The following is a 25580-nucleotide window of genomic DNA, read 5'->3' on the forward strand; positions in this document are numbered from 1 at the left end:
CAAGAGGTTACGACGTGGTTAATGTCGCCGGGAAAGCAGTTAACGCAAGGCGTGCCAGCTCAATTGGTAAGCGCCTCGGCCTCGGCGATCGCTGGCAGGATCTTGTCCCGCATGATCGCAGTGGTGATCGGACCCGCGAAACGCAGCATGACCGTGCCATCGCCCGCAACCACGAAGGTCTCAGGCACGCCGTAGACTCCCCATTCGATCGCGTTGCGCCCGTTTCTGTCGGCTCCCGACAGGGTATAGGGATCGCCGAGGCCTGCGAGGAACTTCAGCGCGTTCGCGCTCTCGTCCTTGTAGTTGATGCCGTGCACCGCGATCCCGTCCCCGGCCATGGCCATGAGCTGCGGATGCTCGACCCGGCAGGGCGCGCACCAGCTTGCCCAGAAGTTCACCAGCTTCACGCCCTCGGACCGCACAGCCGCATCGGTCAGGAGCGGCCGGTCGCCCAGCGGTGTCAGCTCGACCACCGGCGCCGGTTTGCCTGTGAGCTCGCTCGGCAGCGAATCCGGATTCTCCCGCATCATCCCGGCATAGAACAGCCCGGCAACTGCCAGGAAAATCGCCGGCGGCAGGATCATCAGCGGCGACACCTTAGCCATGAGATGCGGTCTCCTTCTGGGCTGTATCGGCAGGGGGCGCACGGCGCGCGGCCTGCGCATTTTCGATGTCGCGCAGCCGAGTGCGCGTGCGAACCGACTGGCGCATCGACACCACGACCAGCGCCACGACCAGGCCGAGGGTCACGGCATAGGCCGAGAGCACCTCGACCGCATATTTCCCGAGTTCCGGCATCATGCCATCCGCTCCCGCGCGATCAGCGCCTTGAGCCGGCGGTCCCGGACTTCGGTACGGGTCCGCAGCAGCACCAGCGTGATGAAGAGTCCGACGAAACCGGCGATACAGATCAGCAGCGGCCAGTAGAAGACATCGGAGACGTTCTCCTCTTTGTCGAGCGACAGCGACGCCCCCTGGTGCAGGCCCTGGTTCCAGAACACCAGCGCGTAGCGGCTCAGCACCGCAAAGACGGAGCCCACGATGCAGAGCACCGAGGTCAGTTCCGCCGCCGTGTCGGGGTTCTCCACCGCCGCCCAGAGCGCCATGTAGCCGAGGTAGAACAGGAACAGGATCAGGAACGAGGTCAGCCGCGGATCCCAGGCCCACCAGGTGCCCCACATCGGCTGGCCCCAGATCGCGCCGGTCAGCAGCGCGATCACCGTCATCGTCGCCCCGATCGGCGCCGCGGCCTTGGCGGCCAGCGCGCTGACATGGTGGCGGCGGATCAGCCAGACCAGCGAGGTGATCAGCATCATCAGCCAGCAGTTGATGGCGATCATCGCCGAGGGCACGTGGATATAGATGATCTTTACCGTCGAGCCCTGGCGGTAATCGTCGGGGGTGAAGAAAAATCCCCAGACCAGCCCGACCACCATCGCAACCACCGTTCCTACCGCTGCAAAGGGCAGAACGGCACCGGACAGGGCCATGAATTTTCGCGGATTGGCGTATTCCCAGAGTGACATGCGCGCGAACCTAGTCCTTCGTTCCTGTTGGCTCAAGCAAGCCTAACGGTTGTAGCTCAGCGGAGGTTGATGCGGATTGCCGCAGCCGAGGCAAAGGGCAGCAGCGCGAGCGTTCCAAGCGTAATCCCGGCCAACAGCGCCAGCGGCGTGGAGAAATCCGAAAGCGGCATCCCTTCTGACGCGCGCCGCGCCACTTCCGCGCCGAAGATCAGCGTCGGGACGTAGAGCGGCAACACGATCAAAGACAGCAGCAGTCCGCCGCGCTTCAACCCCACCGTCAGCGCCGCACCGAACGTCCCCACCACGGAGAGCGCCGGCGTGCCGATCGCCAGTGACAGCGTCAGCCACAGGTAGCCAGGCTCAGGCAGGTTCAGCAGCACGCCAAGAAGCGGAGCGACCAGCGTCAGCGGCAGGCCCGTGGTCAGCCAGTGGGCGAGCGCCTTGATGCCCGCCACCGCCTCCAGCGGAATGGGCGCCGTGGCCAGCAGCTCGAGCGCCCCGTCCTCGTAGTCTAGCGCCAGGATCCGGTCGAGCGAGAGCAGGCAGGACAGCAGCGCTCCGAGCCACAGTATCCCCGCCGCGATGATCGAGAGCGTGCCGGAGTTGGGGCCCACCGCGAAGGGCGTCAGTGTCACCACGATCAGGAAGAAGGCCAGCGCCAGCCCGAAGCCGCCCCCGGCCCGGACTGCCAGCGCCAGATCCCGTTTGAGCAGCGCGATCACAGGAAGGCCTCGTGGAAATCGGCGTCATGTTCGGGCGGAGCAGCCTTGAAGGGGCCGAGTTCCAGCACCTCCGCGCCGTCGATCCCGAGGTCGATATGGGTCGCGATCACCGCGCTGCCTCCCGCCTCCAGGTGCCGCCGCACCGCCGCGGCGAAGAGCCCGACGCTGGCAAGGTCAAGCGAGACTGTCGGCTCGTCGAGCAGCCAGATCGGCCGCCCCGTCACCGCCATACGCGCCAGGCCAAGCCGTCGCTTCTGCCCCGCCGACAGGCTGCCCGCGGGCCGTGCCTCCAGCGCCTCGAGGTTGAAATCGAGAAGTGCCTCCGAGATCGAGCCCACCCCGTGAAGCCCCGCCCAGAACGCGAGGTTCTCGGACACGCTCAGCGTCGCCTTGATCCCGTCGGCGTGGCTTGCATAGGCCATGACTTCCGGCCCCGGCGCCACCCGGCCAACATCGGCAGGCTGAAGCCCGGCCAGCGTCCGCAGAAGCGTGGTCTTGCCGATTCCGTTCGGCCCGCGCAGCACCAGCGCGCGCCCGGCCTCCAGCCGGAACCCGACGCCTTCCAGCACCCGCATGCCGCCACGGACGACGGCCAGATCCTCGACGATTACTTCCATGGCACGCGCTTACCCCAAGCCCCTCCGGGACAAAAGCGTCCCGCCATCAACTGTTCGAAAGTATCCTCGCGCGACGCGGGAATTGACACCGCGCCCCATCGTCGCCCCCGCCACCGACGGGCACCTGTGACAGGCCAGAGGCGTCAGAGCGCCAGCACTGCCGCCGCCACCCGACGCCCTTCGGATACCAGCACGTTGTAGGTCCGGCAGGCCGTGGCCGTGGCCATCAGTTCGACCCCGATCCCGGCCTCTTCCAGCGTGCGCCGGAATGTACCCGGAATGGGCGTCATCTCGGCCCCGGTCCCGACAATCACGAAATCGATCTCTCCGGCCAACGCCAGCACTGCCTCCGCATCGCCGTAACCGCCCCAGCCGCGCAGGCTCCGGGCCGTCACCAGCAGATCGCCCTGCCGAACCTCACCACCGATCCGGAAGAAGCCGGAGCCGTAGCCCTCGAACGGGACAGCATCGGGAAACTCGACTTCGATGAACTCCATGGCCCGGCCCTCCTCCGCGGCGCGTCCGGTCGCCTCAGGCGTCGATATTGGCGAACTGGGTGCCCCCGCCCTGGCTCGGCTTCGACCAGTCACGCTTCACGCCCAGCCACAGCAGGACCGGCGAAGCGACGAAGACGGTGGAATAGGTGCCGACGATGATGCCCCAGATCATCGCGAAGACGAACCCACGGATGACGTCGCCGCCGAGGATGTAGAGCGCGACCAGCGCGATCAGCGTCGTCAGTGAGGTCATCACCGTCCGGCTCAGGGTCTCGTTGATCGAAAGGTTCAGCACTTCCTTCAGGCTCAGTTTCTTGAACCGGCGCAGGTTCTCCCGCACCCGGTCGAAGATCACCACCGTGTCGTTGAGCGAATAGCCCACGATGGTCAGCAAGGCGGCGATGATCGTCAGGTCGAAGCGGATCTGCAGCAGGCAGAACACGCCGATGGTCACCACCACGTCATGCACCAGCGCCACGACGGCGCCAACCGAGAACTGCCATTCGAACCGGAGCCAGATGTAGAACAGCACCGCCACGATGGCGAGCAGCACGGCCTCGATAGCCGTCCAGACCAGTTCGGCCGAAACCTTGGGCCCCACGCTCTCTACCGACGGGAAGGTGATTTCCGGGTCGATCGCCTGCAGCGCCTCCTCCAGTGCCTGGATGGTCTCGGGCGATACCGCCTCCTCGTCCGCCTGCTGCTGGATGCGGATCTGCGCGACGTGCTTGTCCTCGTCGAAGCTGCTGTCGAACACCTCGGTGATCGTCACGTCGCCCAGGTCGAGCGGCGCGATGGCTTCGCGGTAGCTGCCGACATCGACGGCCGAGGTGCTTTCGGCGCGGATCGTCGTGCCGCCCAGGAAGTCGATGCCGAAGTTCAGCCCGACCGTGAAGAACAGCACAATGGAGGCCAGCATGGCGAGCGCCGAGGCGCCGAAGGTGATCTGCCAGCCCCGGAAGAAGTTCCAGTTGGTCTCGTTGGGTACGAGTTTCAGACGCATCTCAGACCTCGATGGTTTTTGGCCGGCGGCGATCGAACCAGACCGCGATCAGCAGGCGCGTCACGAAGATCGCGCAGAAGACGGAGGTCATGATCCCGAGACCGAGCGTCACGGCAAAGCCGCGGACCGGTCCGGAGCCGAGCGCGAACAGGATCGCTGCGGTAAGGAAAGTGGTGATGTTGGCATCGATGATCGCCGACAGGGCCTTCTCGTAGCCCAGTTCGATCGCGCGGGCGGGGCCGCGGGCCGTTTTGAGCTCCTCGCGGATCCGTTCGAACACCAGCACGTTTGCGTCGACCGCCATGCCGACGGTCAGCACGATTCCAGCAATGCCGGGTAGCGTGAGCGTGGCGCCGATGATCGACAGCAGGCCAAAGATCAGGCCGACGTTGACGATGAGCGCGATGTTGGCGAAGAGCCCGAACAGCCCGTAGCTCAGCCACATGAAGGCGAGCACGGCGACGAAGGCCACGATGGTCGCGATGCGGCCGGCCTCGATGCTGTCGGCGCCCAGTTCGGGGCCGATGGTCCGTTCCTGCAGGAAGGTCATCTCCGCCGGAAGGGCGCCAGCGCGCAGCAGGACGGCCAGTTCGTTGGACTGCTCTATGGAGAACTGTCCGGTGATGATGCCCGAGCCGCCGGGGATGTGATCCTGGATGACCGGGGCCGAGATAACCTCGTTGTCGAGCACGATGGCGAAGGGCGAGCCGACGTTGTCGCGGGTGTAATCGCCGAACTTGCGCGCGCCGCTCGGGTTGAACTGGAAGCTCACCGCCGGGCGGCCGTTCTGGTCAAAGCTCGGCTGGGCATTGGTCAGCTCCTCGCCCGTCACAACGGCCGTCTGCTCGATGATGTAATAGACGCCCTCGTCGTCTATCGACGGCAGCAGCAAGTTGCGCGCACCGGGGTTTGCATCGGGATCGGTGGTGCGGCTGACCACCGGGTTGAAGGTCAGCTTGGCGGTGGTGCCGATCAGGCTCTTGAGCTCATCGGCAGACCCGATGCCGGGCACCTGGATCACGATCCGGGTATCACCCTGGCGCTGGATCGACGGTTCCCGCGTGCCGACCTCGTCGACACGGCGGCGCACGATCTCCACGCTGTGCTGCAGGGTGCGGTCGTCGGTGGCGCGCTTCTCGGCCTCGGAAAGCTGCACGGTGAGCACGTCGCCGCTGCCGCTGACCTCGATGTCCTGCGCGCCCGCGCCGGTCAGGGTCAGGATCGGCCGCGACAGCCCCCGCACAACTTCCAGCGCCCGCGCCATCCCATCGGGATTGCCGATGCGGACCCGCAATTCCCCGGCAGGGCCGTCGATCCGGCGGATTGCGCCGACCGTGTCGCGTTCGTCCCGCAGCGCGTCCCGAACCTCCGGCCAGTAATTGTCCATCCGGTCGGCATAGACATCCGCAACTTGGACATCGGCCAGCAGGTAGGCACCGCCGCGCAGGTCGAGCCCGAGATTGACGAGGCTCGACGGCAACCAGCTCGGCCAGCCGGCCACATCGGCCGCCAGTTCCGGCGTCTCGCCGCTCGTCTCGATCGTTTTCACCGCGTCATTGTGCCGTTCGACCCGCGGGTAGAACAGGTTCGGCATCGCCATGAGAAGAATCAGGGCGGTCACGCCGGTGATCAGCAGGCGTTTCCAGAGAGGGAATTGCAGCATGAGAGAGGGTGCCTTCCGTGCGGGACGGTCAGCTTTCGGCTGCCGGTTCGGTCTTGCTCAGGACCTGCGAGACGGTGGCGCGCACGATGCGCACCTTCACGCCCTCGGCGATCTCGACCTCGAGTTCCTTGTCGTCCTTGACCTTGGAAACCTTGGCGATAACGCCGCCCTGGGTCACGACCTGGTCGCCCCGGCGCAGCTCGGACACCATCTTCTGGTGTTCCTTCATCTTCTTCTGCTGCGGACGGATCAGCAGCAGATACATGATCGCGAAGATCAGGATCAGCGGCAGGAACTGCATGATGGCGCTGCCACCGGCGCCTCCGGCGGCCTGGGCGTAGGCGGGCGTTGCGAACATGAGCGTTACCTTTCGTCTTTTATTGCGGCAGGCGCGGGCTTCCGCGATTTGGCGCGCACCCTATGGGGCGCACATGACAAGTGCAAGATGCCCTGGTATGTCCGGCCGCCGGATCGGCATGGACAGGTCGGGCTGCATGCGGCTCTCGTGCCACTGGACAGACCGGCCCCTCACGTTAGGCTAAGGCCGTCAACCCGTAGCCCGCAGGAGCGGCGGATGCGCATCACTTTCCCGTTTCCGGCCACCGCGCGGCGCACGGCCGTAGCTCTGCTGCTGGCGTTCGCTCCGCTTCCGGGCGTATCCGATCCCGACGACGGAGACCGAGAGCCGGTGCTTCTGCCAGAGGCGGATCAGCCGGGCTGGAACGCCATCGGCAGGGTCAACGTGGCCGGGTTGCGCCGCAGAGGCATGTGCACGGGCACCCTGATCGCGCCCGATCTGGTGCTGACCGCGGCGCATTGCCTCTACGGCGCCGATGGCCGCCCCGCCCGGCCTGAGGATGTCCATTTCGTCGCCGGCTGGCGGCAAGGGGACTTCAAGGCGCATCGGATCGGCGACCAGGTCCGGATCGACCCGGATTTCGTCAACGACGAGTCGCCCGCCCCGGAGCGGATCGCCTATGACACAGGTATTCTTGTCCTGAGCGAGCCGATCGACTCCGAAGAGATTGCGGCTCTGCCACCCGCAGGAATGCCCGAGACCCCGGTGCCGCTGACACTGATCGGCTACCGGCAGGATCGGCCGCATGCGCTTTCGCTCCAGCCGCATTGCGAGATCACCCACCGAAGCGCGGTCGCGCCGGTCGGCGGTGGCTATGTCGGGCTCGACTGCCCCGTGATCAGCGGCGCGTCGGGCGCCCCGGTGCTGTGGGAGTCTCCGGCGGGCTGGCGGGTCGTCGCCGTGGTCTCGGCCTCGGTCAGTGGCAGCGGCGGCGTCCGGACCCTCGCGCCCCTCGCAGATGCGGCCCGGCGCAACGTGGGTCTGTCCAACTGACGGGCCGGAGGCGCTGACGCGGCTCATGGGGCGGAACGCCACACGCGGCAGTCCCCGCCAACGGATCGATCCGTTTCGTGCTATAATGGCCCATGACCCGAAGCATCGTCAGACCACGCCGGGGGGCCGTGTCTTTCGCAGCGATCGCTCTGGCTCTTGCCCTGCCCGCGCATTCAGAACCGGCGCCATGTCCGGACCCGCTGCTGCGCATCGACACAACGCCGGGCAGTGACATTTCCCGGCTCTGCGAGGTCGCGACCGCCGCCCGCAATGATGCCCGTGTCTGCGGCATCGATCAGCACAAACCGTTGGACATCGTGCTTAAGGATGAAGTGGATTTCGCAGCCGGGCACGCGCTGGCCGCGTTCGACTGCCGCAACAATTCCATCAATATCCTGCCGCCGGAACTGATGGCCGCGAGCATTACGGAGGATGATGGCTATGCCGGCCTCTCTACCGAGCACCTGTTCCGCTCGGTCCTGACCCACGAAATGGCCCACGCCCTTCTGCACCAGACGCTGGACGGCTGCCCGGTGGCGAGTGTCGACCACGAATATGTGGCCAATGCGCTGGAGCTCTCGGCAATGTCCCCTCGGGACAGGGCCCGGCTGCTCGATGCCGTCGATCTGAAATGGGAGGTCACGCCGGAGATGATCAGCCTCTCCATCTACATGCTCGCCCCGCGCCGCTTCGCCGTGACCGCCTGGCTGCACTACGAAAGCCGCGGATGCGAGGCCATCGAAGGCATCCTTGACGGCTCCTACAGCTTCCGCGCGCCCCGCTGACCGCTCCCTCCCCGGCCCGTTCGGGCCCCTTCCCCCTTTCCCTTCGCGCCGCTTTGCGGCATGACGCGGCTGCACCTGATACGAAGGGCCAAGGAGAAACCCGATGCACGACATTCGCTTCATCCGCGAACACCCCGAAACCTTCGACGCCGGACTGGCGCGTCTGGGCGTTTCGGCGATGTCGTCGGAGATCCTGGCCGTCGATGCCGCGCGCCGCGAGAAGATCGCCGCCGCCGAGGCCGCGCTGGCCGAACGCAACGCCGCCTCCAAGCAGGTGGGCGCGGCCAAGGCCAAGGGCGACGAGGCGGAGTTCGAACGGCTCCGCGCGCTGGTGGCGGAGAAGAAAGACGAGATCGCCCGGCTCGAGGAAGAGGCCAAGACCGAGGACGCGCGCCTGCGCGACCTGCTGGTCAGCCTGCCCAACCTGCCGCTCGACGAGGTGCCGACCGGCGCGGACGAGAACGACAACGTCGAGATCCGCCGCTGGGGCGAGCCGCGCGCCTTCGATTTCGAACCGAAGGAGCATTACCAGCTCGCCGCCGTGCAGGACGGCATGGATTTCGAGACCGCGGCCAAGCTCGCCGGCTCCCGTTTCGTGCTGATGTCGGGCGCGGTCGCCCGCGTTCACCGTGCGCTTGCGCAGTTCATGCTCGACACCCACACAACCGAGAACGGGCTGACGGAAGTCAACGGCCCGGTCATGGTGCGCGAGGAGATGATGTTCGGCACCGGCCAGCTGCCCAAGTTCGGCGACGACAGCTACCTGTTGCGCGAGGGCTGGTGGCTGATCCCGACCTCCGAGGTCACGCTCACCAACATCGTCAACGACGTGATCGTCGAGGAAGGCTACCTGCCCCGTCGCTACGTCGCCCATTCGCTCTGCTTCCGCTCGGAGGCCGGCAGCGCGGGCAAGGACACCTCGGGCATGCTGCGCCAGCACCAGTTCGAGAAGGTCGAGATGGTCTCCATCACCCATCCCGAGAAGAGCCTCGACGAGCACGCGCGCATGACCCGCTGCGCCGAGGGCATCCTGGAGGCGCTCGGCCTGCCCTACCGCACCATCGTGCTCTGCACCGGCGACATGGGCTTCGGCTCGCGCAAGACCCACGACATCGAGGTCTGGCTGCCCGGGCAGAACACCTACCGCGAGATCTCCTCGGTCTCGGTCTGCGGCGACTTCCAGGCCCGGCGCATGAACGCCCGGTTCCGCCCCGAGGGCGGCGGCAAGCCGGAATTCGTGCACACACTGAACGGCTCCGGCCTCGCCGTCGGCCGCTGCCTGATCGCGGTGCTGGAGAACGGCCAGCAGGAAGACGGCTCGGTGCTGCTGCCGCAGGCGCTGCACCAATGGCTCGGCGGCAAGACACGGATCACCGCCGAAGGCCTGCTGGCCTGACGGAGACGACGCGCGGCCGCCCTCCCCGGGCGGCCGCCGCACGCTCCCCCGGGGGCGTCCACCTATCGCAGCAGAGGGCTCCGGCATGGCCACCAATGATCCCGTCTTCATCCTTGGCGTCGGCGCGCAGAAATCCGGCACCACCTGGCTCTATTCCTACCTGCGCAAGCATCCCGACTGCGCGATGAGCGCCGAGAAGGAACTCGGCTTCTTCAATGTCCACTTCACCGAAGCCGATTTCCCCAAGGCCCGCGAAGTGCGCCTGCAACGGCTGGTGAACTCCGCCACCCGGCAGATCCGGAACATCCAGGAGGGGAAGCCCAAGGCCGAGTCCAAGGCCCTGGTGGCGCTGATGGATTCGATCGCGATGCAGTTCGAGCCCCGGCGCTACATGCGCCACTTCAAGCAGATGCGGGCTGATCATCCCAACGCGCGGCTCTTTGGCGACATCACGCCCGAATATGCCGGGCTCTCGGCGGACAACTTCCGCACGATCCGCGAATGGATCACCGGCGCCGGGTTCCGCCCCCGCGTCGTCTTCCTGATGCGCGACCCGGTCGAGCGCTGCTATTCCGCCTTGCGCATGGCCGACCGCAACCGCAAGGACGACGGCGGCGCGATCCACCGCCCGGCTCGCGAGCGGCTGGCGACCGAGGCCGTGAGCCATTGGTGCGAGATCCGCACCCGCTACGAACGCACCATCCCCGCGCTCGAAGCCGCCTTTGCCCCGGACGAGCTCTACCTCGGGATCTACGAGGATTTCTTCCGCACCGAGGTCACGCAGGATCTCTGCCGGTTCCTTGACATTCCTCATGTCGCTCCCAATTTCGAGCACATGGCCAACAGCTCTCCGCGTGACAGCGAGCCGGCGGCCGAGGACGTGGCAACGGTCCGCGCCTTCTACAGCGACACCTACGATTTCTGCCGGGAGCGTTTCGGCGCGGAACGGATCGACAGGCTCTGGACCGCAGCCTGATCGCCCGCTGCCCGGCGCAACACCAGCGAGGCAGTGACATGAGCGACCCCCTTCAGGACCCGTCGGGCGACAGCCCCGGGAAGATGAAAGCGATCCTGCTGGTGACGGCGGCCGCCGCTTTTGCCGCGGCACCCGCCTTCGTGCCCTTCAACGGCTTCGATCCCACCCTTTTCCCGATCCCGCAGGTCGACGCACCGGCGCAGCCGGCCGGCTATGCCTTCGCGATCTGGGGCGTGATCTATCTCTGGCTGGTGGTCCACGCGGTTTACGGCCTGGTGGCGCGCGCCGATGATCCGGCCTGGGACGCGCCGCGCTGGCCCCTGATGGTCGCGCTGGTGCCCGGCACAGCCTGGCTCTCGGTGGCGAGCTTCAGCCCGATCTGGGCGACAATCCTGATCTTCGTGATGCTCGGCGGCGCCCTCGCGGCGATGCTGTCAGCTCCGCGCGCACAGGATCCGTGGCTCCTCGGCGCGCCCATCGAGCTCTTCGCGGGCTGGCTGACGGCGGCCTCCTGCGTCTCGCTGGCGCTGCTCGGCGCGGGCTACGGGATCGTCTTCGGCCAGACGATCTGGGCGGTCATCGCGCTCGCGCTGGCCACCGGCATCGCGCTCTGGGTCCAGCAGCGCCGCCCGGGCAGCTGGTTCCATGCCCTCGGCGTGATCTGGGCGCTGATCGCGGTCGCCGTGTCGAACTTCGGCGGCCAGTGGCTCCTGGCGCTGCTCGCGCTCGCCGCCGCGGGCCTCATCGCCGCCCGGACCCTCCGCGCGGTGCGCTGAGCAGGTTCAGCCGAGCGGCTTCTTCCCGAGGTGCTTTCGCAGACGCGAAGGCGTGGACTTCTTGCGATCCTTGTAGGGGTTCTTGTCGGACTGGCTGCGGAAGGTCAGCCGGATCGGCGTGCCGGGCATGTCAAAATCCTCCCGCAAGCCATTGACAAGATAGCGCTTGTAGCTGTCCGGCAATTTCTCCGGGAAGGACGCCATCACGACGAACGCCGGCGGCCGGGTCTTGACCTGGGTCATGTAGCGCAGCTTGATCCGCTTGCCCTGCGGCGCCGGTGGCGGGTGCGCCTCCATCATGCCCGCGAGCCAGAGGTTCAGCTTGGCCGTCGTCACCCGGCGGTTCCAGGTGTCATGCGCCCGGACGATCGCCTCGTGCAGCCGGTCGAGGCCCCGGCCCGTCTTGGCCGAAACGGTGATCAGCGGCGCGCCCTTGAGCTGTGGCAGCAACCGCTCGAAGGCCTCCTTGAGCCCGGCCAGCTTGGCCTGCTTCTCGTCCTCCAGGTCCCACTTGTTGACCGCGACCACCACCGCGCGCCCTTCGCGCTCCGCGAGGTCGGCGATCCGCAGGTCCTGCTGCTCGAAGGGGATCTCCACGTCGAGAAGGACAACCACGACTTCGGCGAACTTCACCGCGCGCAGACCGTCGGAGACGGAAAGCTTCTCCAGCTTCTCCTGCACCTTGGCCTTCTTGCGCATCCCGGCGGTATCGAAGATCCGCATCGGCGTGCCGTTCCAGTTGATCGGCAGCGAAATCGCGTCGCGGGTGATACCTGCCTCGGGGCCGGTCAACAGGCGATCTTCGCCCAATATCTTGTTGATAAGGGTCGATTTTCCCGCATTGGGGCGGCCGACGACGGCGACCTGCAACGGCTTCGCGGCGGTGATGCGCGCAGCGGCGTCCTCGCCCTCGAACTCATCGCCCTCGGGCAACTCCACGTCCACCTCCGGCGCCTCCGCCGCCGCGCGCTCCTCGAAGGCGTCGGCCAGCGGCATCAGCGCCGCGTGCAGGTCGGCCATCCCCTCGCCATGCTCGGCCGAGATCCGGATCGGATCGCCCAGGCCCAGCCCGTAGGCCTCGTAGACACCGGCATCGCTGGCATTGCTCTCGGCCTTGTTCGCCGCGAGCAGCACATGCGCCGACTTGCGGCGCAGGATGTCGGTAAAGACCTCGTCGGCGGGCGTCACCCCCTCGCGGGCGTCGAGGATAAAGAGACACACATCGGCCATCTCCACCGCCCTCTCGGTCAGGCGGCGCATGCGGCCCTGCAGGCTCTCGTCGGTGGCCTCTTCCAGACCGGCGGTGTCGATCACCGTGAAACGCAAATCTCCCAGCCGCGCCTCGCCTTCGCGCAGGTCGCGGGTCACGCCCGGCTGATCGTCGACCAGCGCAAGACGCTTGCCGACAAGGCGGTTGAACAGGGTCGATTTTCCGACGTTCGGGCGGCCCACAAGGGCCAGGGTGAAACTCATTGCATGCTCGCGGGTCAGGGGACTCGGGTCAGACCGATCCCTTTACACGAGCCTGCCCTCAACGGAAAGCGAGGAGTTGCCCCTTGGTGTTGACCACGTAGAGCGTCCGGTTGACCACGACCGGATTGGTCGTCGCGCCATCGGGGATCGGCACGGCCGAGATCAGCGCGCCGGAGCGCGGGTCGAAGCTGCGCAGGTTGCCGTCGTCGGACGCCACGATCAGCCGCCCGCCGGCCAGAACCGGACCGTAATGGGCATAGACCGCCTGGAAGCGTTTCGGCTTCTTGGCCTTGAAGCCGGGAAGGTCTGTGGCCCAGATCAGCTCGCCCGTGCCGGCGTCCAGCCGCACAAGCTGCTGGATGTCGGTCACCGCGAAGACCGATCCGCCCTCGACCACGACCGGGCTCATCGCGCCCTCGGTCGCCGTCCAGATCCGGTCGCCGCTGTTGATGTCGATCGCCGCGATCCGGCCCGAGGGCGAACCCGCGTAGAGCGTGTCGCCGACCACGACGGGATCGGAGGAGATGTCGCTGACGCCCGCATAGGCCCGGCCGCGGCGCTGGCCCGCAAGGGTGGAGCTCCAGATCCGGATGCCGCCCTGCCGCAGCGCCGCCACCAGTTCGGCCGAGCCGAAGGGGAAGACGGCGAGACGGCTGGTCACCGCCGGCCCTGCCCCGTTGACGGTGACCGAACTGGTCGGCGCGACCGGCAATTCCCAAAGGAGCCGCCCGTTGGAGGCGCGCACGGCGAAGGCGCGGTTGTCGCGACTGCTGACATAGACAAGATCGCCCTGCACGGTCGGCGCACCGGAAACCGGGGCATCGAAGCCTTGCGTCCAGACCACCTGCCCCGTGGCGGGGTCGAGCGCGAACATCTGGCCGAATCCGGTGGTGACGTAGAGCCGGCCGCCGGAGATCGCCAGGCCGCCGCCGGAGGCCTCACCGGTCCGCTCGCGCGACGGCGTCAGGTTGCGGGACCACAGCGTCCCGCCGCCGGTCGAGAGCGCCGTCACGGTGCTCTCCGCGTCCATCGCGAAGATGCGGCCGTCGGCAACGACCGGATCCGCGGTGATCTTGGCCTTGCGGGTTTCGCCCGCGCCGATGTCGGCCGACCAGACCTGGGTCAAGTTGGTGCCAAGTGCGGGATGGCTGAGCCTGTGCGTGGGCGAGCCACCGCGATGGGTCCAGGCGGCATGGTTCACCTGGCCGGGCATGGAGAAGGGCACGTCGCGCCGGGTCGCAGAGGCGGGCGTGACGCCCTGAATCGCGGGAGCCCCCTCCGCGCCCACGATCGCCATAGCCTCCGGCGAACGGATCTCGAGCCGCTCGCCAGGGAGCGGCGTTTCACGCTCGCAGCCCGCAAGAGCCATGGCCAGGGCGAAACACCCAATCGTCGATGCCAGTGCCTTCACCGCTCATTCCCTCGTTCTTCGCCCGTCGCAGACCGTTCCGACAGGCCGGAGCCCAACCGGAAAGCCCGAGCCGTCGGCCGTTCAGCCATTCGCGTCGCCGGGCTCCTCGCCGAGCGTCACGATCAATTGATTGACCCGCTGGAAAAGGCTCTGGGTCAGCCCGTTTTCCTCGAGCAGGGCGCGGGCCGCCGCAAGCGCGGCCTCGGTGTCACCCGCCGCCGCAAGGTCGAGCGCCTTCTGCTCCATCGCGAGGTTGCGATAGGGCGCGCCCGGCTGGGCCAGGCGGTCCAGCACCTGCGCGCGCTCTGTCTGGTCAAAGGCCACATCCCCGAGCAGCAGCATCTTGTAGGCCGCGAGATCGCCATAGACCGCCGGCAGCGCCGGATCCGCCGCGACCGGGCGCAGAACCTCCGCCGCCGCCTCGGGATCTTCCTGACCGAGAAGCTCGGCCGCTGTCAGAAGGTCGACCAGCGCCTTGAGGTCGCCCTCCGCCTGTACGGTCTCGAGCCCGGCGAGGCGATCCGCCGCCTCGGGCTTCTGCAGTTCGGTCATCAGCGTGTCGCCGAGTGCCTGCGCCTTGGCGTTCTGGGAGGCCTTGCTGTATTCGTTCCAGGCCGCTCCGCCGACGATCAGCAGCACGAGAAGCACTCCGATCCAGCCGTAGCGCCGCAGCGTTCCGTACAGCTTGTCTCGGCGCACCGCCTCGTTGACTTCGTCGATGAAACTGTCTGCCTGGCTCATGCGATACCGTCCTGTTGCGGCGTCGGAATGTCGGCCCGACGGCGCCCTGTGAAACGCCCCCTCTTACCCCGAAGCCCAAGCCGATGCCAAGCCCTACGGCAATGGGTGCCCGTTCATCCGCTCCGGTCAGCCGCTATGATACCGTGCAAATCGCCGATACGGTGACCTGATCGGCCGCGTCTTACGGTGCGTCACTCTTGTCGGAACCTGGAACGTCGGTCTTGAGACTTGCCTTCGCAGCCCCTAGGGCACATCTGAGACCAGAGTTTTGTATATTGCTCGAATAGGAAAAGGCGCGCTCCGATGAGGTGGTTTTCTGTCCTTATCGCCGCCCTAGTAGCGGCGATCATCTACTTCCTCGTGATGGAACGCGAGTCGGTCCTCCGCTTTGCCGGCCTCGACCAGCCGGAAACCGCCGTCAGCACCGACGAGGCGCCGCAGCCCGAAGTCAAACCGCAGGCAGCCGAGACAGAGACGCGCGTCTCCGTCGTGGCCATCGCCTCCACAGCCCGCGTGATCGACAATGCGGTCACCCTGCGCGGGCGCACCGAGGCGGCGCGTCAAGTCGAGGTGCGGGCCGAGACCTCCGGGCAGATCATCTCCGAACCGCTCCGCAAAGGGACCTTCGTCACTGCGGGGCAGTTGCTCTGCCAGATCGATCCGGGCACGCGCGAGGCGCAGCTCTCGGAAGCGCGGGCGCGGCTTGCATCCGCCCGCGCCGGAGTTCCCGTCGCCGAAGCGCGGCTGATCGAGGCGCAGGCGCTGCTGGAAGAGGCCGAAATCAACGACCGCGCCGCCAGCCGGCTGATCGAGGGCGGTTTTGCCTCCGAGACCCGCGTCGCCTCTACCAAGGCGGCCGTGTCTTCCGCCCGGGCGGCCCTGGAATTCGCAAATTCGGGGCTGGATTCTGCAACATCGACGGTCGAGGCTGCGGCCGCCGCCGTGGCGCTGGCCGAAAAGGAGATTGACCGGCTCACCATCGAGGCGCCCTTCGACGGCCTGCTGGAGACCGACACGGCGGAGCTGGGCGCGCTGATGCAGGCCGGCTCCTCCTGCGCCACGGTGATCCAGCTCGATCCGATCAAGCTGGTGGGCTTCGTGTCCGAAACCCAGGTGGACAAGATCGCCGTTGGTTCCCCCGCCTCCGCCCGTCTCGTGTCGGGCGCGGAGGTCTCGGGCGAGGTGACCTTCCTGTCGCGCTCCGCGGACAGCCAGACCCGCACCTTCCGGGTCGAGGTTCAGGTTCCCAACACCAACCTGTCGATCCGCGACGGCCAGACCGCCGACATCGCCATCGCCGCCGCCGGCGAGACCGCGCACCTCGTGCCCGGCTCCGCCCTGACGCTCGACGATTCCGGCGCGCTAGGGCTGCGGACGGTGGCGCAGGCCGAAGACGGAAGCGGGCCGGTCGCGGCCTTTGTCCCGGTCGATTTCCTGCGCGACACGACCGAGGGCATCTGGGTCACCGGGCTCGAGACCAATGTCGACATCATCGTCGTGGGCCAGGAATACGTGACCGACGGCGTGCCGATCGACGTCACCTATCGCGAAGACGTCCTGCAATGACCCCTCGCGGATCGGCATAAAGGGAGATCCCGAAGACATGACCGGCATCGTCGACTGGGCCTCGCATCACACCCGCATGATCATCGGGATCATCCTGCTCTCCATCGTGGCGGGGGCGATGACCTACATCAACCTGCCCAAGGAGGGTGAGCCAGACATCGAGATCCCGGCCGTCTTCATCTCGGTCCCCTTCCCCGGCATCTCCGCCGAGGATGCCGAGAAGCTGCTGGTCAAGCCGATGGAGACCGAGATGTCGGATCTCGACGGGCTCGACCGGATGACCGGCACCGCTGTCGAGGGCTATGCCAACCTCGTCCTCGAATTCGAATTCGGCTGGGACAAGTCCGCCACCCTCGCCGACGTCCGCGCGGCCATGAACAAGGCCGAGGCGAACTTTCCCGAGGGCGCCGAGAACTACACGGTCGACGAGTTCAACTTCTCCGAGTTCCCGATCATCATCGTGAACCTCTCCGGCCCGCTGCCGGAACGGACCCTGCTGCGCATCGCCAACGACCTGCAGGACAGGCTCGAGCGGCTGGAGCCGGTGCTGGAGGCCGCGCTGACCGGCCACCGCGACGAGATGGTCGAGGTCACCATCGACCCGCTGAAGCTCGAGGCCTACAACGTCACCGCCGGCGAACTGATCAACGCCGTGGTCAACAACAACCAGCTCATCGCCGCCGGCGAGGTCGAAACCGAGGGCAGCGCCTTCTCGGTCAAGATCCCCTCCTCCTTCGAGACCACGGCCGACATCTACGGCATCCCGGTCAAGGTGAACGGCGATTCGGTCATCACGCTGGGCGATCTGGCGACGATCTCGCTCACCTTTGAGGATCGCACCGGCACCGCCCGCTTCGACGGCGAAAAGACGGTCGCGCTGCAGGTGGTCAAGCGCAAGGGCTACAACGTGATCGATATGGCTGCCCTGGTGCGCCAGACGATCCAGGAGGAAAAGGCCAAGTGGCCGCCGGAGCTGCAGGAGGCGATCGTCGTCGGCGCCTCCAACGACCAGTCGGTGCAGGTGGAATCCATGGTCAGCCAGCTCGAGGGCTCGGTGCTGACCGCCATCGGCCTCGTGATGATCGTGGTGCTGGCTGCGCTCGGGCCGCGTCCGTCGCTGCTGGTGGGCTTCGCCATCCCGACCTCCTTCCTGCTCTGCTTTGGCTTCCTCGCGCTGATGGACGTGGCGATCTCCAACATGGTGATGTTCGGCCTAATCCTCGCCGTGGGGATGCTGGTCGACGGCGCCATCGTGGTCGTGGAATACGCCGACAAGCGCATCCAGCAGGGCACGGGCCCGATGCACGCCTATGTCGAGGCGTCCAAGCGGATGTTCTGGCCGATCGTCAGCTCCACAGCCACCACGCTCTGCGCCTTCCTGCCGATGCTGTTCTGGCCGGGGGTCTCGGGCGAATTCATGAAGATGCTGCCGATCACGCTGATCTTCGTGCTCTCGGCCTCGCTGATCGTGGCGCTGGTGTTCCTGCCGGTGATCGGCGGTGTCTCGGGCCGGCTCGCCCGCACCTTCCACCGCATCGCGGAGGGGCTGCGCCGCTGGCCCTGGATCGTCCGCGCGGCGTTGATCCTGCCCTCGATGTACCTGCTGTTCCTCGGCGCGATGCAGGTGCTGAACCCGGGCTACATCCTGCCCGCCCCGGCGGATGGCGGCTCGATCGGCGCGCCCGGGCGAATCCTCGGCGCCGTGCTCCTGGTGCTCGGCGCCTTCGCCACCTCGATCACGATGGACGCCGCTAAGGTGCAGTGGCGCAGCCAGCGTGTCCGCGCCGGTTACCAGCGCACCGCCTTTGGCTGGGTGATCCGGCTACTCACCAACAACCCGGTCATGCCGCTGGTGGTGATCGCCGGCGTTGCCTTTTTCGTAATGGCGACGTTTCAATATTTCGGCGCCAACAACAACGGCGTGGAGTTCTTTGTCGAAGCAGAGCCCGAGCAGGCCATCGTCTATGTCCGCGCCCGCGGAAACCTCAGCCTCGAGGAGAAGGACGCGCTGGTCCATCAGGTCGAGCAGATCGTGCGCCAGGAACCCGGCGTCGACAGCGCCTTCGCCTTTGCCGGCGAGGGCGGGCTCAATGCCAACACCGGCGGCGCCAGCAGCCCGCGGGACACTATCGGCCAGATCCAGATCGAGCTGATCCGCTGGGAGGACCGGCGCGACCAGCCGGAGCTCGACGGCGACCTGGTGCTCGAACGGATCCAGTCCAAGCTGGAACAGATCCCCGGCATCTACACCGAGACGCTCAACCTCGCGATGGGCCCCGGCTCCGGCAAGCCGGTCCACCTGCGGCTGACCGGCGACGACTGGTCGAACCTGCGCGAGGCGGTCGAGATCACCCGCGCCCGTTTCGAGGAAATGCCGGGCCTGATCGACATCGACGACACGCTCCCCCTGCCCGGCATCGACTGGCAGATCGACGTCGACGTCGAGAAGGCCGGCCGTTATGGCGCCGACGTGGCCACGGTGGGAGCGATGGTGCAGCTCGTCACCCGCGGCATCCTGCTCGACACGATGCGGGTCGACACCTCCGACGAGGAGATCGACATCCGCGTGCGCCTGCCCGAGCAGGACCGGCTGCTGTCGACGCTCGACTCCCTCAAGGTCCGGACCATCGACGGGCTGGTGCCCCTGTCGAACTTCATCACCCGCAAGCCGGTGCCCAAGCTCTCCCGCATCGACCGGGTCGACGGTCAGCGCTACTACGACCTGCGCGCCGACGTGACGCCGGGCCTCGTGAAGCTGGTCAACGGCGATGGCGAGACGGTCGACGTCGTCCCCTCCGATGCCACCACCACCCGCCCCTCGATCCGCGAACAGATCGCGCGCGACGGGCTCTCGGTGGTGCCGATCAATGCCACCGAGCGGATCGGCGAGATCACCCGCTGGCTGCAGGAGGATACCCCTCTGCCCGAAGACATCGGCTGGCAATGGACCGGCGACGAGGAAGAGCAGCAGGAAAGCCAAGCCTTCCTGATGACCGCCTTCGCCGGCGCGCTCGGGCTGATGTTCGTGATCCTGCTCACCCAGTTCAACAGCCTCTACAACGCCGTGCTCGTGCTGCTCGCGGTGGTGCTCTCCACCACCGGCGTACTGATCGGCATGCTGGTGATGGGCCAGCCCTTCTCGATCATCATGACCGGCACCGGGATCGTCGCGCTGGCCGGGATCGTGGTGAACAACAACATCGTGCTGATCGACACCTACCAGGAATTCAGCCAGTACATGCCTCGGCTCGAGGCCATCGCGCGCACCGCCGAACAGAGGCTGCGCCCGGTGCTGCTGACCACGATCACCACGATGGCCGGCCTCACGCCGATGATGTTCGGCCTGTCGCTGGACTTCTTCAACGGCGGCTACTCTATCGACAGCCCGACCGCGCTCTGGTGGAAACAGCTCGCTACCGCCGTCGTCTTCGGCCTCGGCATCGCGACGGTGCTGACGCTGGTCTTCACCCCCGCCATGCTTGCCGCACGAGTGTGGTTCTGGAAGGGCGCCTATGGCGGGCTGCACCTTGTCGGCGCGGTGGCTGGCGGCCGCAAGAGCCGCGCGGCACAGGACTGGACCCTGACCCGCGCCGCCAGCCGCGTCTCCGCCCCCGAGTTCGTCTGGACCCCGGACCTCGTCCTTGCCGGCGCCAACCCGCAACAACTGGCCCCGCCCCATCGGGACGCAGGCGGCGAGAAGACGGAAGACACCCCCGACGGGACCGAAGGCGACGCGGACATGTCAGAAGCACCCGAGACACCGGGAGGCCAGGGCAACGAAGATTCTGACCGGCCCGAGGACCCGAACCACGCCGCCCCGCGCGCGGCCGAGTAACGACAGGGTCGCCGCCGCTCACACGATCGGCGGCGCCCGGAACGGTTACAGAAACTCCAGCATCGCGCGCGACGGCCGAGGCCAGTGGTAATGGCCCTTTTCCAGCCAGCTGGCGCTGGAGCAAGCGCTGGTCGATCGGGCAACCCAATCGAGCAACGCGTCATGCGGAACGACATACCGAGCGTCGGGCAGTCTGAGATCCAGGACAACATCCGACGCTTTCCAATCCAGCCTGATCCAGGGTCGGTGCACCAGCTTCACACGCCCCACCCGTAAAGACCGCAGCGCACGCGAGCTTGCTTTGGTTTCTCGGCTACGCCGCTCATTCCTCGCGCCGGGAGCGGTTTCATAGGAATTCTGGGGATCGTTAGGGCAGCGGTCCGTTGGCATGTCGCCGCCCAGATCTCGAAAGAGACGCACACAGCAACCGCCATAGAGTTCGGCGTATCGACGGACCACCCATTCGATGATATCCTTCCGTCCGCCATGTCGGTGCCAGCAAGCCTTTGCGACGAGAGTGACATTGCAGGGATGGACGTTCGCGAGCGTCCGCAACCGTAGCTCTTCCCGTGACCACGACCGCCAGTCCGTTTGACCATTCTTCGCAGGGATCAGGTGTGCCGCGTGATACCCTGCCCCATTCAGATATTCCCGATCCCGTGGCGCCCTGAACATGTGGGCTGGGATCCGTTCGAACAGGGCCGCCGAGTCTTCCGGCAGCGGTTCCCCTGACCGCAGGACTGCCTGAATCCACCAGACGGGCATATTGTCGGTGGGAAGAATTCGCGCGCCCGCGTCCGTGAAACAAACCTCCCCGCGGACCTGGTCTCCCGCGACCCGCACCACATGGAGTGGATCGTCCGATCCAAGGTAGTTCCGCAACAATGCGTCGAAGGCCTCGACCCGGTCCGGAGGCGGCAGATTAGGAACGACGAACCGATCGAAGAAGGCCGAGAAATGCCCCGAATACGCTGCCGGTGGTTCTGAATAGGACATTGTCCCATCCCTTCATGACCCTGCCGCGCTCAGGCGGCATCCGCACCTTCGCTCTCCGCCCGTTGTGTCAGCCACAGGCCCGCGTATCGCCCGTTCTCTGCCAGAAGCTGCGCGTGGCTGCCTCGCTCCACCACCTCGCCCGCTTCCAGCACCACGATCTCGTCGGCCTCCACGATGGTCGAGAGCCGGTGCGCGATCATGATCACCGTGCGCCCCTGCCCCATCCGCGCCAGCGAGGCCTGGATGCCCTGCTCGGTACGGGTGTCGAGCGCCGAGGTCGCCTCGTCCAGCAGCAGGATCGGCGGGTTCTTGAGGATCGTCCGGGCGATCCCCACCCGCTGCTTCTCGCCGCCCGAGAGCTTCAGGCCGCGCTCGCCGACAAGCGTGTCGTACCCCTTGGGCAGCGTCATCACGAAGTCATGGATCTCCGCCGCCCGCGCAGCCTCTTCCACCTCTTCGCTGCTGGCGTCCGGACGGCCGTAGGCGATGTTGTACCAGATCGTGTCGTTGAACAGCACCGTGTCCTGCGGCACCACGCCGATCGCGCAATGCAGGGAATGCTGGGTCACCTCGCGCACGTCCTGCCCGTCGATCCGAAGCGCGCCTCCGTCGACATCGTAGAACCGGAACAGCAGCCGCCCGATGGTCGACTTGCCCGACCCGGTCGGCCCGACGATCGCCAGCGAGCGGCCCGCTGGAACCGTGAGCGAAACCCCCTTGAGGATCGGCCGCTCCGGATCGTAGGAGAAATGGACATCATCAAAGACGACCTCCCCGCCGGAAACCTTCAGATCCGGCGCGCCGGGGCGGTCGACGACCTCGGCCGGCTGCTCCAGAAGATCGAACATCTGCCCCATGTCCACCAGGCTCTGGCGGATCTCGCGATAGACCGTGCCGAGGAAGTTCAGCGGCATGATGATCTGGATCATGTAGGCGTTGACCATCACGAAGTCGCCAACCGTGAATTCGCCTGCGGCGACGCCGCGCGCCGCCATCACCATGACGATAACCAGCCCGCCGTTGATGATGATCCCCTGCCCCAGGTTGATCAGCGCCAGAGAATAGGCCGTCTTGAGCGCCGCCGTTTCGTAGCCCGCCATGGCCTCGTCGTAACGCTCCGCCTCGCGGCGGTCGGCGCCGAAGTATTTCACCGTCTCGAAGTTCAGCAGCGAATCGATGGCCCGCTGGTTGGCCTCGTTGTCCTGCTCGTTCATCTCGCGGCGGATCCGGACCCGCCATTCGGTGATGGCGAAAGTGAACCAGACATAGAGTACGATGGTCACCACCAGCACGGCCAGGAAGCGCCAGTCGAAGAGCGTCACGAGGATGCCGCAGACCAGGATCAGCTCCAGCAGAAGCGGCCCGATGGAGAACAGCAGGAACCGCAGCAGGAAGGAGACGCCCTTCACCCCGCGCTCCATGATCCGGCTCAAGGCCCCGGTCTTGCGGCTGATGTGATAGCGCAGGCTGAGCGCGTGGATATGCCGGAAGGTGCGCAGTGCCAGCTTGCGCAGCGCGCCCTGGCTTACCCGGGCAAAGACCACGTCGCGCAGTTGCTGCAACGCGATGTTCATCAACCGCACCACGCCATAGGCGACGGTCAGCCCAACCGCGCCGAGCGCCAGCATCGTGGCCCCGTCGGGGCTGTCGCCGGCGAGCGCATCCACCGCGCCCTTGTAGAAGAATGGCGTCGTCACCGCGACCAGCTTCGCCAGCAGCAGGATCACCAGCGCGGTCACCACGCGGACCTTCACCCCGGTCTCGCCCTCGGGCCAGAGGTAGGGCGCAACGTCGCGCAGCACCTTCAAGCCGCGCTGCCGTTCCTGGCGCTCGATCTGCTCGTCCATGGGTCGCCCTTTAATGCCTGCCCGCAACCTAGGACGCTGCACAGGCAAAGACCAGCCGCCTCCCCGCTCGGGCCCGCCCACGTTCTCGCGCATTTCTCCCGCTCCAGAGGGGCGCCGGCGCGCCTTTGTGCCACCCTTGCCCCCCTTGGCGCACGCTGCTAGGGCTGCTGGAAACCCGACCGAAACAATCGAGCAAACGCGCGACGTGCCCACGCCCCCCCGCCTCGAAATCCAGGATCTCGCCCGCACCTTCGAAGGGCGGGACGTGGTTGCCGGCGTCTCGCTGACCGTGGCGCCAGGACAGGTGACCTGCCTGCTCGGCCCCTCGGGCTGCGGCAAGTCGACCACCCTGCGGATCGTGGCGGGCGTCGACCGCCAGAGCGGCGGGCGGGTGCTGGTCGACGGCACCTGCGTATCGGACGACACCATGCACCTGCCGCCCGAACAGCGCGGCATCGGGCTGATGTTCCAGGACTTCGCCCTGTTCCCCCACCTCAGCGTCGGCGACAACGTGGCCTTCGGGCTCGACGGCGGGCTCAGGCGGCACCGGGAGCGGGTAGCGGAACTGCTGGAGCGGGTCGACCTCGGCGGTTTCATCGACGCCTTCCCGCACCAGCTATCGGGCGGCGAACAGCAGCGAGTCGCGTTGGTCCGGGCGCTGGCGCCGCGCCCGGCGATCATGCTGATGGACGAGCCCTTCTCCGGGCTCGACAACCGCCTTCGTGACGACATCCGCGACCGGACGCTGGCGCTGTTGAAGGAAGAGAACACGGCCGTCCTCCTAGTCACCCACGAGCCGGACGAAGCCATGCGCATGGCCGACGAGATCGCCCTAATGCGTGGTGGACGGATCGTTCAGCGCGGCGCGCCCTATCATGTCTACAACAACCCCAAGGATCGCGCTGCCGCGGCGTTTTTCAGCGATATCAACATTGTGCGCGGAGAAGTTCACGGGGCGCTCACGGACACTCCGTTCGGCCAGTTCCTGACGCCGGGGATGAAGGACGGCACCCGGGTCGAGATCGTCATCCGTCCGCAGCACCTGCGGATCGATTTCGACCGGCAGGGACGCGGACCGAGACCGACGGCCAGCGACGGGGTAGCGGCGCGCGGGGTCGTGGAGCGGGCGCGGTTCATGGGCCGCGAAAGCCTGGTCGAGTTCCGCATGGACCACGACGCCACGATCCTGAAGGCAACCGTCCCGGCGGTCTTTCTGCCCAAGCCCGGCACACCCCTGTGGCTCACCCTGCGCAGGGACCGCTGCTTCGTCTTCCCCGCCTGAGAAGGCCGGCGGCAGTAGGTTCCCGCCCTCCATTGCGGCATTGAGGATGCCGCGCCGCCGGTTGGGCCGGGCCGCGCGTAGGACGCGACGAGCGATCTTTCGGAGAAAGAGCCTGCCTGCGGAGCGGATATTTGGAGACAGAAGAAGACGTTAAAGCTGATCCTGCATCACGCGCGATGCCGCAACACCGTTGCGGCAGACTCCCTCCCCGGGCAAGGAAAATTCTACGAAGGGCGTCGTTTGGGGCTTTGATCTGACCGCCGAACCCCATAAATAAGATCGGACTTCAACAAGCAAGGGTCCGGCAAGATTTGATCGGGCTCGCAAGGGAGAAACAGATGGGTATCGGAAATATCGGCGTTCCCGGCCTGATCCTGATCGCGGTCGTGGTGCTCGTTCTGTTCGGCCGCGGCAAGGTCTCGTCGCTGATGGGCGAGGTCGGCAAGGGCATCACTGCCTTCAAGAAGGGCGTGGCCGAAGGCAAGGAAGAGATCGAGGACAAGTCCTCCGAGAGCGCGCGCGACGTGACCCCCGAAGAGACCACCGACAAGGACAAGGTGTGACATACCCCTCCGGGGCGAATGAACCGATGCAGGGCTGAGACGCGATGCTGGACCTCGGATGGAGCGAATTGCTGGTGATTGGCGTTGTGGCGCTGATCGTCGTGGGTCCGAAGGATTTGCCGGTGATGTTCCGCACGCTCGGCAAGTTCACTGCCCGGCTGCGCGCCATGGCGCGGGACTTTACCCGCGCGATGGAAGACGCCGCCGACGAGGCTGGTGTGAAGGACGTGGCGAAGGATCTTCGCAACGTGACGAACCCCAAGGCGATGGGCGTCGATGCGCTGAAGAAGGCCACGAACTTCGATGATTTCGACCCGTTCGGCGAAGATGACGAGGTCGCCGACGAAGCGTCGGCCACCCCGGCGGCCCGCGGCCCGCAGACAGCGAAGATGACCGAGGAGCGCGCCGAAGCGGCCCGCAAGATCCGCGAAAGCGCTGCCGCGCGGGCCACCGCGCGCATGGAAACGGAGGCGGCCGCCAAGGCGGCGGCATCCGAGGAGACGGCGGCCCCGGCAGAGCCCCCCGCCGATACCAACAAGGCATGAGCGACCCTA

At 66.8% G+C, this 25580-nt stretch carries 24 protein-coding genes; 10 read left to right on the forward strand and 14 right to left on the reverse strand.

Annotated features, from left to right (window positions below; translation table 11 throughout):
* Positions 1–59: 59 nt before the first annotated feature.
* From ACFQ2S_RS02230 to yajC, 9 genes are all read right to left on the reverse strand, one after another.
* Positions 60–605, reverse strand: a complete 546-nt coding sequence (locus tag ACFQ2S_RS02230; protein ID WP_386072350.1) for a DsbE family thiol:disulfide interchange protein — start codon at positions 603–605, stop codon at positions 60–62.
* On the reverse strand, positions 598–801 hold the full coding sequence (gene ccmD, locus ACFQ2S_RS02235; RefSeq protein WP_386072352.1) for a heme exporter protein CcmD: 204 nt from the start codon (positions 799–801) through the stop codon (positions 598–600). The genes ACFQ2S_RS02230 and ccmD overlap by 8 nt, the downstream gene beginning before the upstream one ends.
* Positions 798–1526 carry a heme ABC transporter permease gene (locus tag ACFQ2S_RS02240; RefSeq protein WP_386072353.1) on the reverse strand — a complete coding sequence of 243 codons (729 nt, stop codon included), beginning with the start codon at positions 1524–1526 and terminating at the stop codon, positions 798–800. Before ACFQ2S_RS02240 ends, ccmD begins: the two co-directional genes overlap by 4 nt.
* 56 nt (positions 1527–1582) lie before the next feature.
* Complete coding sequence (gene ccmB, locus ACFQ2S_RS02245; protein ID WP_386072355.1) at positions 1583–2248, reverse strand: heme exporter protein CcmB; 666 nt, start codon at positions 2246–2248, stop codon at positions 1583–1585.
* Positions 2245–2865 (reverse strand): heme ABC exporter ATP-binding protein CcmA, encoded by a 621-nt coding sequence (gene ccmA, locus ACFQ2S_RS02250; RefSeq protein WP_386072356.1) that lies wholly within the window; start codon positions 2863–2865, stop codon positions 2245–2247. The genes ccmB and ccmA overlap by 4 nt, the downstream gene beginning before the upstream one ends.
* A gap of 143 nt (positions 2866–3008) precedes the next feature.
* Complete coding sequence (locus ACFQ2S_RS02255; RefSeq protein ID WP_386072358.1) at positions 3009–3362, reverse strand: Mth938-like domain-containing protein; 354 nt, start codon at positions 3360–3362, stop codon at positions 3009–3011.
* A 34-nt stretch (positions 3363–3396) separates the two neighbouring features.
* Positions 3397–4365 (reverse strand): protein translocase subunit SecF, encoded by a 969-nt coding sequence (gene secF / locus ACFQ2S_RS02260; protein ID WP_386072359.1) that lies wholly within the window; start codon positions 4363–4365, stop codon positions 3397–3399.
* A 1-nt stretch (position 4366) separates the two neighbouring features.
* The gene (gene secD / locus ACFQ2S_RS02265) at positions 4367–6028 is read right to left on the reverse strand and encodes a protein translocase subunit SecD (protein ID WP_386072361.1); all 1662 of its coding nucleotides are present in this window, start codon (positions 6026–6028) and stop codon (positions 4367–4369) included.
* Positions 6029–6056: 28 nt separating this feature from the next.
* A complete protein-coding gene (gene yajC / locus ACFQ2S_RS02270; protein ID WP_386072362.1) occupies positions 6057–6386 on the reverse strand; it encodes a preprotein translocase subunit YajC in 330 nt (109 codons plus the stop codon).
* 216 nt (positions 6387–6602) lie between these two features.
* Here yajC and ACFQ2S_RS02275 point away from each other — a divergent pair, with 216 nt between their 5' ends.
* The 5 genes from ACFQ2S_RS02275 (at position 6603) to ACFQ2S_RS02295 (ending at position 11312) form a co-directional block, all read left to right on the forward strand.
* Positions 6603–7379 (forward strand): trypsin-like serine peptidase, encoded by a 777-nt coding sequence (locus ACFQ2S_RS02275; RefSeq protein ID WP_386072364.1) that lies wholly within the window; start codon positions 6603–6605, stop codon positions 7377–7379.
* A 92-nt stretch (positions 7380–7471) separates the two neighbouring features.
* On the forward strand, positions 7472–8164 hold the full coding sequence (locus ACFQ2S_RS02280; protein WP_386072366.1) for a DUF6639 family protein: 693 nt from the start codon (positions 7472–7474) through the stop codon (positions 8162–8164).
* Positions 8165–8267: 103 nt separating this feature from the next.
* On the forward strand, positions 8268–9560 hold the full coding sequence (serS, locus tag ACFQ2S_RS02285) for a serine--tRNA ligase (RefSeq protein WP_386072367.1): 1293 nt from the start codon (positions 8268–8270) through the stop codon (positions 9558–9560).
* 85 nt (positions 9561–9645) lie between these two features.
* The gene (locus ACFQ2S_RS02290; RefSeq protein ID WP_386072369.1) at positions 9646–10536 is read left to right on the forward strand and encodes a sulfotransferase; all 891 of its coding nucleotides are present in this window, start codon (positions 9646–9648) and stop codon (positions 10534–10536) included.
* A 38-nt stretch (positions 10537–10574) separates the two neighbouring features.
* Complete coding sequence (locus tag ACFQ2S_RS02295; protein ID WP_386072371.1) at positions 10575–11312, forward strand: hypothetical protein; 738 nt, start codon at positions 10575–10577, stop codon at positions 11310–11312.
* 6 nt (positions 11313–11318) lie between these two features.
* Here the strand turns inward: ACFQ2S_RS02295 and der are convergent, their stop codons facing one another.
* From der to ACFQ2S_RS02310, 3 genes are all read right to left on the reverse strand, one after another.
* Positions 11319–12785, reverse strand: a complete 1467-nt coding sequence (gene der / locus ACFQ2S_RS02300; protein ID WP_386072373.1) for a ribosome biogenesis GTPase Der — start codon at positions 12783–12785, stop codon at positions 11319–11321.
* Positions 12786–12843: 58 nt separating this feature from the next.
* On the reverse strand, positions 12844–14196 hold the full coding sequence (locus ACFQ2S_RS02305) for a PQQ-like beta-propeller repeat protein (protein WP_386072375.1): 1353 nt from the start codon (positions 14194–14196) through the stop codon (positions 12844–12846).
* 81 nt (positions 14197–14277) lie between these two features.
* On the reverse strand, positions 14278–14937 hold the full coding sequence (locus tag ACFQ2S_RS02310; RefSeq protein WP_386072376.1) for a hypothetical protein: 660 nt from the start codon (positions 14935–14937) through the stop codon (positions 14278–14280).
* A 303-nt stretch (positions 14938–15240) separates the two neighbouring features.
* Here ACFQ2S_RS02310 and ACFQ2S_RS02315 point away from each other — a divergent pair, with 303 nt between their 5' ends.
* The gene (locus tag ACFQ2S_RS02315) at positions 15241–16503 is read left to right on the forward strand and encodes an efflux RND transporter periplasmic adaptor subunit (RefSeq protein WP_386072377.1); all 1263 of its coding nucleotides are present in this window, start codon (positions 15241–15243) and stop codon (positions 16501–16503) included.
* 37 nt (positions 16504–16540) lie between these two features.
* Complete coding sequence (locus ACFQ2S_RS02320; RefSeq protein ID WP_386072379.1) at positions 16541–20338, forward strand: efflux RND transporter permease subunit; 3798 nt, start codon at positions 16541–16543, stop codon at positions 20336–20338.
* A 45-nt stretch (positions 20339–20383) separates the two neighbouring features.
* On the opposite strand, the gene ACFQ2S_RS02325 is transcribed toward ACFQ2S_RS02320, so the two are convergent.
* Positions 20384–21334 (reverse strand): hypothetical protein, encoded by a 951-nt coding sequence (locus ACFQ2S_RS02325; RefSeq protein WP_386072380.1) that lies wholly within the window; start codon positions 21332–21334, stop codon positions 20384–20386.
* 29 nt (positions 21335–21363) lie between these two features.
* Entirely contained in the window at positions 21364–23181 is a 1818-nt protein-coding gene (locus ACFQ2S_RS02330) for an ABCB family ABC transporter ATP-binding protein/permease (RefSeq protein ID WP_386072381.1), read from the reverse strand.
* A 205-nt stretch (positions 23182–23386) separates the two neighbouring features.
* On the opposite strand from ACFQ2S_RS02330, the gene ACFQ2S_RS02335 reads away from it, so the two are divergent.
* The 3 genes from ACFQ2S_RS02335 (at position 23387) to tatB (ending at position 25571) form a co-directional block, all read left to right on the forward strand.
* Positions 23387–24463 (forward strand): ABC transporter ATP-binding protein, encoded by a 1077-nt coding sequence (locus ACFQ2S_RS02335; RefSeq protein WP_386072383.1) that lies wholly within the window; start codon positions 23387–23389, stop codon positions 24461–24463.
* Positions 24464–24801: 338 nt separating this feature from the next.
* Positions 24802–25026: a twin-arginine translocase TatA/TatE family subunit gene (locus ACFQ2S_RS02340; protein ID WP_089233035.1), complete on the forward strand. Its 225-nt coding sequence runs from the start codon at positions 24802–24804 to the stop codon at positions 25024–25026.
* 44 nt (positions 25027–25070) lie between these two features.
* Positions 25071–25571, forward strand: a complete 501-nt coding sequence (gene tatB, locus ACFQ2S_RS02345; RefSeq protein ID WP_386072384.1) for a Sec-independent protein translocase protein TatB — start codon at positions 25071–25073, stop codon at positions 25569–25571.
* Positions 25572–25580 lie beyond the last annotated feature (9 nt).

The organism is Tropicimonas aquimaris (assembly GCF_042676185.1).
In the GTDB taxonomy this organism is placed as follows: domain Bacteria; phylum Pseudomonadota; class Alphaproteobacteria; order Rhodobacterales; family Rhodobacteraceae; genus Tropicimonas; species Tropicimonas aquimaris.